This window comes from Dolichospermum sp. DET69 (assembly GCA_017355425.1).
In the GTDB taxonomy this organism is placed as follows: Bacteria; Cyanobacteriota; Cyanobacteriia; order Cyanobacteriales; family Nostocaceae; genus Dolichospermum.
Map to the genome: position 1 here is coordinate 3730119 of CP070233.1, position 11963 is coordinate 3742081.

At 36.8% G+C, this 11963-nt stretch carries 10 protein-coding genes; 7 read left to right on the forward strand and 3 right to left on the reverse strand.

Annotated features, from left to right (window positions below; translation table 11 throughout):
* Positions 1-1038: 1038 nt before the first annotated feature.
* Complete coding sequence (locus tag EZY12_17035; protein ID QSX66498.1) at positions 1039-2961, reverse strand: ABC-F family ATP-binding cassette domain-containing protein; 1923 nt, start codon at positions 2959-2961, stop codon at positions 1039-1041.
* Between the two features lie 70 nt (positions 2962-3031).
* Complete coding sequence (locus EZY12_17040) at positions 3032-3448, reverse strand: DUF1824 family protein (GenBank protein QSX66499.1); 417 nt, start codon at positions 3446-3448, stop codon at positions 3032-3034.
* 526 nt (positions 3449-3974) lie between these two features.
* On the opposite strand from EZY12_17040, the gene EZY12_17045 reads away from it, so the two are divergent.
* From EZY12_17045 to EZY12_17065, 5 genes are all read left to right on the forward strand, one after another.
* Complete coding sequence (locus EZY12_17045; GenBank protein ID QSX66500.1) at positions 3975-5777, forward strand: ABC transporter ATP-binding protein; 1803 nt, start codon at positions 3975-3977, stop codon at positions 5775-5777.
* 27 nt (positions 5778-5804) lie between these two features.
* Positions 5805-6233: a hypothetical protein gene (locus EZY12_17050; GenBank protein ID QSX66501.1), complete on the forward strand. Its 429-nt coding sequence runs from the start codon at positions 5805-5807 to the stop codon at positions 6231-6233.
* A 163-nt stretch (positions 6234-6396) separates the two neighbouring features.
* On the forward strand, positions 6397-7620 hold the full coding sequence (locus EZY12_17055; GenBank protein QSX70714.1) for a bifunctional sterol desaturase/short chain dehydrogenase: 1224 nt from the start codon (positions 6397-6399) through the stop codon (positions 7618-7620).
* A 574-nt stretch (positions 7621-8194) separates the two neighbouring features.
* A complete protein-coding gene (locus tag EZY12_17060) occupies positions 8195-8593 on the forward strand; it encodes a hypothetical protein (protein QSX70715.1) in 399 nt (132 codons plus the stop codon).
* A gap of 11 nt (positions 8594-8604) precedes the next feature.
* Positions 8605-9063, forward strand: a complete 459-nt coding sequence (locus tag EZY12_17065; protein ID QSX66502.1) for a hypothetical protein — start codon at positions 8605-8607, stop codon at positions 9061-9063.
* 248 nt (positions 9064-9311) lie between these two features.
* Here the strand turns inward: EZY12_17065 and ggt are convergent, their stop codons facing one another.
* Complete coding sequence (ggt, locus tag EZY12_17070) at positions 9312-11060, reverse strand: gamma-glutamyltransferase (GenBank protein QSX66503.1); 1749 nt, start codon at positions 11058-11060, stop codon at positions 9312-9314.
* A 62-nt stretch (positions 11061-11122) separates the two neighbouring features.
* On the opposite strand from ggt, the gene EZY12_17075 reads away from it, so the two are divergent.
* The gene (locus tag EZY12_17075; GenBank protein ID QSX66504.1) at positions 11123-11386 is read left to right on the forward strand and encodes a glutaredoxin family protein; all 264 of its coding nucleotides are present in this window, start codon (positions 11123-11125) and stop codon (positions 11384-11386) included.
* A gap of 192 nt (positions 11387-11578) precedes the next feature.
* Positions 11579-11962 carry a hypothetical protein gene (locus EZY12_17080; protein ID QSX66505.1) on the forward strand — a complete coding sequence of 128 codons (384 nt, stop codon included), beginning with the start codon at positions 11579-11581 and terminating at the stop codon, positions 11960-11962.
* Position 11963: the final 1 nt, after the last annotated feature.

The window sequence follows — 11963 nt, forward strand, 5'->3', positions numbered from 1 at the left end:
TGAAGCGGCTGAAACTTAGATATAGCGACAGTTTTCAGATCACTTGCCGATTTGCAAGGGTATCCCGACTGTATCCCAAATTGGGTAGTCTGCCACGTTATCTGGAGATAAGCTCGGAACCAAGAAGTAAAGTTGTTGCGGTGATTGGTTTTTAGGTTTTATCAATAACATTTTAAAAAATAGGCAATTTGGCAACCAATATTTTACTATTAACGGTTTAATAGAAATATCAACAGGGATGACGGGATGAAACAGAACTTCAATGATAATTTCCCCGCTCCCTTGCCAGTTGTTGATAGAGTGCTTTAGCATACCCCCCCCTAAAAAGCTAATTATAAACACTCTTTCACCGCTTCAATTACAACTGGCTAGAATTACAAAAAATAAAATAGGACAGATTAGAATTTTTATTTTTAACATGAAATAAAAACGAGTTTACTTTAACAAGATAAGCAAAAATTAGCTAATAATTAATACTTGTTTATGTGTTTGATATAAGAGTAGAGAATTTCACGTTCACTTTGAGGAGAGACAATACAGCACTTCCTGCTGTTATGAAGTACATCATAGCCCTCTCTCGAATAGCGGGGAGTGGGTTGGGGGTGGGGTTCATGTACCTCATTCAATCAATAACCGCTAGATTCATTCATTTCACCTAGAAATTAAGACGGGGGATTTAATCTAAGACTGATACTTTTAACCGAGACATTCCCCGACATCTGAGATATCGTGAATATCTAGTATAACATCACCAACTGAGTTAGTGAAGGTGGTATCCCACATTGCCCACAGAACATAATTCTAAGGCTCTTGATTGTCTATCAACGAGTTCAATACCCAAATTTTCTCTAGAACTACCAAGTTTTCTAAGGAAAGGTTTATTTTCTTTGTAGCCATTCAAGTCTATTCGGAACCATTACAGTTACTCAAAATATTTATTGACTTTAAATTAACTACAAAACTCTCGTATATATTTAATATTATGAACCTATTGTCGGAAAATGTCAATAGATGTCCAAAGATTTGATGTCCTATTCTTTACTCCATTTCCGCTAATTCTAACCAGCGTTCTGTAGCTGAATCAATATTTTTCTTCAGAGTTTCTACCTCTTCATATAGCTTTTGAACTTGGCTAAAATTTCCAGCCACAGTTGCTAATTTTTTTTCTGCTGCTGTTTTGTTTGCTTCTAACTTAGCAATTTTTTCTTCCAATTCTTCCAATTCCCGTCTTTCCCAATTGGATAACCTGCGGACTTTTTTAGTCTCGATAACTGGAGATATAACTTTTTCTACAATTACAGTTTTTTGCGTTTCCTGTTGTATGGCTACGCCACGCAGGCTATGGGATTCTTCAGCTTTTTTATAATCTAAATAAATGGAATAATTCCCCGGATATTGACGTAAACCTCCACCTTCTTCTAAAGCAAAAATTCTATCTACTGTTCTATCTAAGAAGTAACGATCATGAGAAACTACAATCACACAACCATTAAAATCCTCTAAATAGTCTTCTAATACCGCTAATGTCTGCACATCTAAATCATTAGTTGGTTCATCTAAAATCAAAACATTGGGCGCACTAATGAGAATACGCAATAAATATAAACGGCGTTTTTCTCCCCCAGAAAGTTTATTAATGGGTGCATATTGTTGATTTCCTGGAAACAAAAATCTTTCCAACATTTGGGAAGCAGTGATTTTTGTACCGTCGGATATTTGAATAAATTCCCCTTCTTCCTTAATATAATCAATCACTCGCTGATCTTCATTTACCGCTGTCAATAATTCTTCTGAATGTTGGTTAAAATAACCAATATGAATTGTAGTCCCAATTTCTACAGTCCCAGAATCTGGTTTAATTCTGGCAGTCATAATATCCATTAAAGTAGATTTTCCTGCACCATTGCCGCCAATAATGCCAATTCGATCTTCTGGACTAAATTCATAGGTAAAATCATGAATTAAAGTCCGGTTATTGTATCCCTTACTAACATTTTTGAGATCAATAACCTTCTTACCAATCCGACGGCCAACAGTAGAAATATCTACCTTACCATTAATGTCTTTAAACTCAGTGTCTCTTAGAGCATGAGCGCGATCAATTCTGGCTTTTTGCTTTGTACTTCTAGCTTTAGGGCCTTTTTTCAACCATTCTAATTCCTTTCGTAAAAGCCCTTGATGTTTACGTTGAGTGCTGACAGCCGATTCTTCAGCTAAAGCTTTCTTTTCTAGATAATAGGAATAATTACCCGTATAATTGTAAATATCACCTCGATCAATTTCAATAATTCTATTAGTAACTTTATCTAAAAAATACCGATCATGAGTAATTAATAAAAGTGCGCCACGATAGCGATTTAAATAACTTTGTAGCCATTCCACAGACAAAGCATCAAGATGGTTTGTTGGTTCATCCATTAACAATAAATCAGGTTCTGATATCAAGGCTGCTGCTAAAGCAATCCGCTTGCGATATCCTCCTGATAATGTGCCAACTTTCACATCAAAATCAACAATTCCTAATTTTGTTAAAATGATTTTGGCATTGGTTTCTACTTCCCATGCCCCAGTCGCATCCATGCGCTCCATCACAGTAGAAAGACGGGACATCAATTGACCATCATCAGGATAATGTGCCAATTTATCAGATAATTCTTCATACTCTTTGACGAGGTTCATTTGTTCACCACTGTCAGCAAATACCTGTTCTAAAACAGTGTGATTTTCGTCCATATCTGGCTGTTGAGGCAAGTAAACAATTTTTGCCCCAGAATTAACTAAAATTTGCCCACTATCAATTGATTCTAGTCTAGCAATCATTTTTAATAAAGTTGATTTACCAGAACCATTAGTGCCAATTAAACCAACTTTATCATTAGGATCAAGACTAAAACTAGCATCTTTTAAAAGTTCTTTAATGCCAAAATCTTTTTTGACTGATTGAAGTGTAACAATGCTCATATTATGCAGTAATTAGTGAGTAATAAAGAGGTGGGCAATGCCCACCCTACAGATGATTGTCAATGCAATTCTAGACAAATAAATCGAGGGGTAAATGTCCATACATTTCGTTAACTCCTCCCTCTTGATAGCACTGGCAAGATACTAACACTCCCCGATGATGTCCAGCATAGGAATCGAGATAACACAAACCATTTTTGCCATTTAACTTAATGTAAACAGGTCCGTCTGGTTCTGGTAAATCAGTTGGTGCTTGATAACCCAAAGCGCGAGAATAGGTTTTCATGGCTAAAATTCCTTCTGCGGCTGTATCAGCACAAATACCTAAAATTTGGTAATCAGTCAGGCTGGTGAGAAAAATTAATGCCTCACTGGTAACAACTTTTTCTGACGGTTTGAGAATGGGAGCAATATCCAGACAGTTAAATTTGTTGAGTATTTTTTTGGCTTCTTGGAGTGTGAGTTGCTGGTGATTGGGAGTAGACATAATATTGATTTGTCTAGTTTTACGGCTGGTTTTAGTTTAGGGAGTGAGATTTGCTCACATTACTAGCATTTTTGAACAAAATCAAGATTGATATGGCATATTCTTGCAGTTTTAGCAGGAATATTGCTGTATTGGTCGTCTTCACTGAAAATTAGCACATCTGATTTATTGATACGGTTATTATACCCTGCTGTTTGAGGCTGGGAACAATAATTTTAGCGCCAATATTTTCTAATATAATTCCCAAAACAGAAGTTTGCCAAATTACCAGTTACTTCCTTACCCATATAAGATTACCTACCTTCTTCCTTCTTCCTTCTTCCTTCTTCTTTCTTCCTTCGCGTTCTTCGTCCCTTCGTGGTTCATTTAATCCATATTCCTTTCATGGGAAGGGAGTACCAATTTTTCAAAATAATCTTTTCTGTTCCCAAAGGAAGATAAATGTATCTATTGCTTCAATATTGATCACAAATCAACTCAATTATGTGGTAATATTAGCTGCAAGTAATTATCAACTAATGTGGCTATGCCATTTACATATCCCCGATTATCAAAAAGGCGTAAACATTCTGTTCGTCCCCTCCAGCGTTTGTTTAAATATGGACATCAGTATATTAAACAAATTCGTTTGGCCATTGGTGCTTCTATTCTCAATAAAGTTTTTGATTTAGCACCACCAGTATTAATTGGGATTGCGGTAGATGTGGTAGTTAAGCAACAAGATTCTATCATTGCCCGATTAGGCGTAAAAGATATTTATGGGCAATTTCTGATTCTATCCTTGTTGACGGTGATTACTTGGGTATTAGAGTCGTTGTTTGAATATGCCCTTAAATTACTATGGCGCAATTTGGGACAGAATATTCAACATAATTTACGACTAGACGCATATAAACATTTACAAGAATTAGAATTAGCTTATTTTGAAGAACGCAGTACAGGTGGTTTAATGTCTATCCTCAGTGATGATATTAACCAATTAGAGCGATTTTTAGATGTAGGCGCAAATGATATTACCCAAGTAGTTACAACTATTATTGTTGTTGGGACTGCATTTTTTATTTTAGCACCTAGTGTGGCAGGGATGGCAATTTTGCCCATGCCATTTATTTTGGCTGGTTCGGTAGTTTTTCAGAAATTTCTTGCTCCTCGCTATGCTGAAGTTCGGGAAAAGGTAGGTTTATTAAATGGGAGATTATCTAATAATTTAAGTGGAATTATCACTATTAAAAGTTTTACATCAGAAGCTTATGAAGCCACTCGTGTAGAATCTGATAGTAATGCTTATCGCCAAAGTAATGCCAAAGCGATCGCTTTATCTGCGGGTTATGTTCCCATTATTAGGATGTTCATTTTAATAGCTTTTACAATATTGCTAGTATTTGGGGGTATGGCAGCAGTAGAAGGCAGATTGGCGGTAGGTGCTTACAGTTCTTTGGTATTTTTAGTTCAGCTTTTACTATGGCCATTAACCAGATTAGGAGATACTTTTGATTTATATCAAAGGGCAATGGCTTCTACTAATCGAGTCATGGACTTATTAGATACTCCCATTGCGATTCATCCCGGAAATATTGATTTACCTGTAGATATGATTCGGGGGGCTTTGGAATTTCAAAATGTCACCTTTGCTTATCAAAATAGAACCCCAGTTATTGACAATTTATCTTTAGAAATTCCGGCAGGAAATACAATTGCGATTGTGGGTTCAACAGGTTCTGGAAAAAGCACCTTGGTTAAACTATTGTTGCGTTTTTATGAAGTGCAAAATGGTAAAATTACTCTGGATGGGATTGATTTACAACAGTTAAATCTGCGAGATCTACGGCGCTCGATTGGTTTGGTGAGTCAGGATGTATTTTTATTTCATGGTACAGTGGGGGAAAATATAGCTTATGGGACTTTTACTGCTACCAATGAAAATATCATCATGGCAGCGAAAATAGCCGAGGCACATGATTTTATTATGAGTTTGCCCCAAGGTTATGGGACAATTGTCGGCGAACGGGGACAAAAGTTATCTGGAGGACAAAGACAACGGATTGCTATAGCTCGCGCAGTGTTGAAAGATCCACCAATTTTAATCTTAGATGAAGCTACCTCAGCAGTAGATAATGAAACCGAAGCCGCAATTCAGCGTTCTCTAGAGCGAATTACCGTTAATAGAACCACAATAGCGATCGCTCACCGTCTTTCCACAATTCGTAATGCTGATTGCATTTATGTCATGGAATATGGCAAATTAGTAGAAGCCGGAACTCATGAACAACTGTTAGAGAAAAACGGCATTTACACCAGTTTATGGCGTGTGCAATCTGGGTTAAAATAGCAAAAATAAAATTACAAATTAATTATCATGTTTAGTATTCCCCAACCCGAAACAGCAGAGAATCAATGGCGAGGACAATTAGATAGATTTGTCAAAAACAATCAGTCAGAACTAGCCGCACTTTTTTGGGGATTGTGGTTAGAAAATGGTAATATTCAGGGAACTATTGGGATTGATTTACAACCAACGCCCCATTTTGTGTATTGTCCCCAAGCCGAAATAGAAAAACTAAATGATCGCGTGGAAAATCGTCTTCAAGAAATTTTAGGAATTATTGATAATCATAAACCAGAAACAGAAGTAGTCATGATTGGAATTGGTAAAGGGGAAATTAAGTTAATTCAATTTGCACCCAAATCATCACCAGAAATCTGTTTTCAAGAAGTAGGAAAAGATATCAATGAGTTATTGGATTTACTAGAACAGCGACTAAGTGAGCAAATCAAGATTGTTTAAGAAGATGTTTTAAAATTAGGTAGAGTAACATAAATTCAACCCACGCAGGTGGGTTTTGTTTGTGTAGCAGTGACTTATAGTCACCCAGCGTGTAATCCTCAGAATTAGACAAAGATGGTAACAACTTGGTTTAATTAAGAAAAGTGGTATCACCAGAAAAATGATGATTTTGGCTCAAAGCTTAACTATTGATGCAGTTTTAGTAAACAACTGTATCCAGTTCACAACCTGGGGATTTTCTTCCCTCTTACTCGCAGAAATTGTCAGAGACGTTTATCATGCTTTGTGCCATCAAGTAACATGGTTAGCGAAATGGCATAATAAACATCATGCTGTATACCGTCGGGATTTAACTCTATTTTCCCAAAAAGCTTATGTAGATTCCCAGTTGTATCACGATATCGTCGAATCAGCGATACTGGTAGTCGTCTTAACAATAATTGCCTTACTAGCTCATCAATGGGGGTTATGGTTGGGAGTTGCTTATGCTGTTACTTTTTTATACGGTGCATCTTTGCGATATTTTCAAGGAACAATAGACACAGACTACAATCATTTACCCGGACCGTTAGACACAATTCCTTCTTTTTGGTGGGTAAATAGAACCTATCATTGGCGACATCATTTTGATGATGTTAATGCTTACTATAGTGGTGTTTTTCCCCTAGTAGATAAAATTTTGGGAACAGGACTTTCTCTTAAAGGTAAAACCGTAGCTTTAACTGGTGCAACAGGTGCATTAGGACAAGCATTAGCCGCAGAATTATTAAAGCATAATGCCAAAGTTGTGGCATTAACCACTAATCCTGAAAAAATCGCAGTTCAAGAGCGAGTCAAAGTTGTCAAATGGGAATTGGGTAATGAAACTCAACTACAAGAAACTTTAAAGAAAGTTGATATTCTCATTATCAATCATGGCGTAAATGTGTATGGAGATCGGACTTCTGCCGCCATTAACAATTCCTATCAAGTTAACACTTTTTCCGCTTTAGAATTGATAGATATTTTTTCTGCAACTGTCACAGGAGCGCAAGACAAAGCCACTAAAGAAATTTGGGTAAATACTTCGGAAGCGGAAGTTTCCCCAGCTTTAAGTCCCTTGTATGAACTGAGTAAAAGAGCATTAGGGGATATCGTCACTCTGAAACGATTAGATCAAGTTTGTGTAATTCGCAAATTAATTTTAGGGCCTTTCAAAAGTCAATTAAATCCCTACGGTGTCATGTCAGCTTTGCAAGTAGCACGGGGGATTTTGTTTTTTGCTAAACGGGATGTCAGAAATATTATTGTCACGGTAAATCCTTTGACTTATTTACTATTTCCTATCAAAGAATTTAGCACCTGGTTGTACTATCGTCTTTTTAGTAAAGATGTGAAAAGCGAATAATTACAAAGATAGCGTTGCTAAATCATGATCATTTTTGAAAATGCTATTAGCAATGTTATCTATGATATTGGAAAATAATAAATATACGATATTTTTATGCCTATTTGAAGATTTTTCGTTGTGGTTGTCAGAATCAGGATTTCCAGGATTTTAGGATGTCCACCGATTGCAGTTTGTAGATTTTCTGTGAATATTTAATGATTATAAATTCTGCTTCAGAGAAAAATATATTTTCTATCATTCACAAAAACCTATATTTACTAAAAGGATGTTTGATAGCGAAGCGTGGCGTTAGCCATAAAGTATTAGATGAAACCGATAATCTCCAAAAACCTAACCCCCCTGCCCCCCTTCCCTAGGAGGGAAGGGGGGTTTCAAAGCCTCTCCCTGCTTCGGGGAGAGGTTTGGAGAGGGGTTTGTTTATACATTAAAAACTTTTCAAACACCCTCTAAAAAACATCCTGTTAACCCTTTAATCGGTGGATATCCTGATTCTGACAATTTAATTATTGCCTAGCTTCCTTTATAATCAAAATACTAAACAATAGAAATAACCAAACAGGAGTAAAAAACTATTAATAATCAACCTCAACTAATTCCAGGAGAAGGAAGAGTCGGTACTTATGGAGACTTAATCAAAGCTGGACGTAGGGGAGATAATTTGACACCTCATCATATACCTGCGGATGCTTTTATGAAAGCCAAAGTTCCACTTAATTATACAACAGATCAAGGATATGCCATTATGATGGAACATTTATCACCAGGAAAAGGAGGTCGTCATCGGCAAACAATGTCTTACGGTAAACGCCCTAATTTAAACCTATCACCCAGAGAAGCATTAGCACAAGAAATTTGGGATGTACGTTGTATTTATCTTCATCAAGGTTTGTATAATAGAGAAATCAAGGAAAGTTTGCAAACATTAATCAGACGGAATAAACGTACTTGGCCATGGATTTTTGAGAAATAAGGGACAAAACAATGAGTCAAAATAATTTATTGGCAACCTTGCAAGAAAATCGCTTAATGCAAACAGAAGAACAAGTTACAAATTTTGAAAATGCTTTAGCTGAAATAGCTGAAAATCCTGATGAAAATAAATTATCTGCCTATCATCTAATTTTAGATGATCAATGTCAACAGCCAGAAGTGATGTTTAGCTTAATTCATTTTCTGGAATCTTTTGATATGGAAAAACAAATTACAGCATTTATTCATGTTGTCCCTCAATTAATGATAACAGCACCAGAATGGACGAGAATTATTCACAACCGGATTTTAAATGATGTCTCAGCGTGTGAAGTTTATTGTCACGGTCTAGAATTAATAAATCGTAAAAACCTTCATCATTTTATCTATGATCTGTTAGAAGAAAGTGTTATTAATCATACAGGAGTATCTCGTGGTATTTTAGTAGGAGAACTAGCAAAAATAGTCTGATAGCGTAGCGTGGCGAAAGCCATATCAGGATGTCCAAAATTTAAGGATGTACACCGATTACAGTTTGTAGATTTTCTGTGAATATTTAATGATTATAAATTATGATTTAGAAAAACATATATTCTCTATCATTCACAAAAATCTATATTTCATCAAAAAACATCCTGTTAATCCTTAAATCCTGACCATCCTGATATGGCTTTCGCCACGCTACGCTATCAGACTATTTACTTATTCCCTGGCTTCTTTTAATACCCTCTCGGAGAACCATCACCACGAGGATCTGCTGCTCCTTCTAGATTACCATCTTCTGTGACTGCGATGCCTTCGGCGAGCGTAGCTATCGCATTGGCATTACCCCAAGGTTTACTTTCCTTAATAGTGTGTCCCCGACGGCGTAAATCTGCCAAAGTTAAAGCATCAAAACCCCATGCTTCCACTCGCAGTTCATCAGGTAGCCACTGATGATGTATGCGTGGTACAGAAACTGCTGCACCCACATCCATTTTATATTCCAAAACATTCAAAATGATTTGTAATACTTGGGTGATAATGGTACTACCACCAGGCGCACCAACAGCCATTCGCAAGCGATTGTTTTCAGTAATAATGGTGGGTGTCATACTAGAAAGAGGCGTTTTTCTAGGAGCGATACTATTAGCTTCATCACCCACTAATCCAAAGGCATTTGGTACTCCTGGAGCAGTGGCAAAATCATCCATTTCATTATTTAAAACTATTCCTGTTCCTGGTGTAACAATCCCCGCACCAAAGCCGAGATTAATTGTGAAAGTTAAACTAACGGCGTTTCTATCTGCGTCAACTACATTTAAATGACTCGTTTCTGTTGATTCATGAGATTTTAATGTTTTCAGTCCAGGTTTTATTTCTGTTGATGGTGTCGTCTTATCCATGTTAATTTCTTGGCGACGTTTTTGGGCATAAGCTGGACTAATTAATTGAGAAACGGGGACTTTGACAAAATCAGGATCACCTAAATATTTTGCGCGATCGCTATAAGCAATTCTCATAGCTTCTACCATTAAATGTATAGCATCGGGATGATGCCATCCTAAAGATTGTAAATCTGTATCACCAATAATATTTAAAATCTGCAATAAGTGAACCCCTCCTGATGATGGTGGTGGCATAGAACAGATTTTATCTTTGCGAAAGTTTCCACATACAGGAGTTCGCCAAATTGGTTTATAAGCCTTTAAATCTTCGAGAGTAATTAAACCGCCATTTTTTGCCATATCTGAGGCGATAATTTCCGCAGTTTTTCCAGTGTAAAAACTTTGGGGATTTTGAGAAATGGCTTCTAAAGTATTACCTAAATCACTTTGAATTAATTTTTCTCCTGGTTGATAATATTCTCCATTGCGAGTGAAGATTTTACTTGCTGCTGGGTTATTGAGAAGTTTAGGTTTACGGTTTTGGGAAGCAGAGAAAGAACGCCAAGAAACTCTATCACTAATCATAAAACCATCTTTAGCCAGAGCAATACTTGGTTTAACAACTTCTCTCCAAGGTAACTTACCATAAAGACGATGTACTTCATACATACCCGCCACAGTTCCTGGTGTTGCTACTGCTAAATAACCATCTGTACTCGCCCCTGGAATCACTTTTCCATTAGCATCTAAATACATATTTCTAGTAGCTTTCATGGGTGCGCGTTCTCGAAAATCTAAAGCTTTGATTTCCCCTGTTTTTTCCGAATGGAATAGTAAGAAACCACCCCCACCAATACCCGCAGAAAAAGGTTCAACTACGGAAATAGCAAAGGTTGTAGCTACTGCTGCATCTACGGCATTTCCGCCTTTTCTTAACATTAAAAGTCCAGCTTCACTGGCTAAGGGATTGGCGGAAACAACCATCCCTTTTTTAGTGCGAAGGGGTACTGTGATAGTGGCCGATACTGCTTGGGTGGTAAGGATAGCAGTCAGGGAGATAAAAGAGAAGATGAGGCGTTGGGTTTTAGTGATTATGGGCATTTTAAATTGTATTTTCAGTTAAAATAATCATAAAATACATTTTCATTGTTTAATCTCAACCCATGCAATTAATTCTCTACAGCAAACCCGGTTGTCATCTTTGTGAAGGTTTACAGGAAAAACTAGCACAAATCAAAAATCTCAGTTTTGAGTTAGAAATTCGAGATATTACTACCCGTGATGATTGGTTTGCAGCATATCAATATGAAATCCCGGTACTGCATTTACTCACGAGTAACGGTAAAGAAAAACTGATACCTCGTCCTTCTCCTCGTCTCAGTGTGGAACGTCTGGAAAAAATGTTAGGTGATTATGTAAAAAGCTAAGATGGGCGGTTAGAAACCGCCTGATGCTTTTTCAATAATCTCTTAAACTAATAAATTTGCGATTATCTCTATTTATTCAAGGTTTTTTGGCAAAAATAAAGGCTTTTGAGTTCTCTTTCTCAACTTAAGCTACTGTACATGGTGCATATTATTCTATTCTAGATAAAGTGCGTTTAATTAAAAATTACACCTATGACCGACATATCCAATATCAAAATTACCATTGCTTTCACTGATACAGACTTAGATGACGAAGACAAGAATCAGGAAGTGCAGAAGCTACTGAATCAAATGCAAAAGCTAGATGAGGTAGACGACGTTAACCGCGTTATTGACCCCAACCCCCCAGAACTAAACAAAGCTGGAGGAGGTTTTTTACCTGGACTGCTAACGGCGCAAGTGAACCCAGCTAACTTTTTGAAGTTGTTTGGATTTTTAAAAGAACGCTTGGGTAACAAACCAATTAAACTTAATGTTAAAGCTCCAGATGGTCGGGAAATCAACGTCGAAGCCAGCAGTAAAGAAGAATTTGAATTTGCTTGGCAAAAAGCACAAGATTTTATTAACAACAAATAAG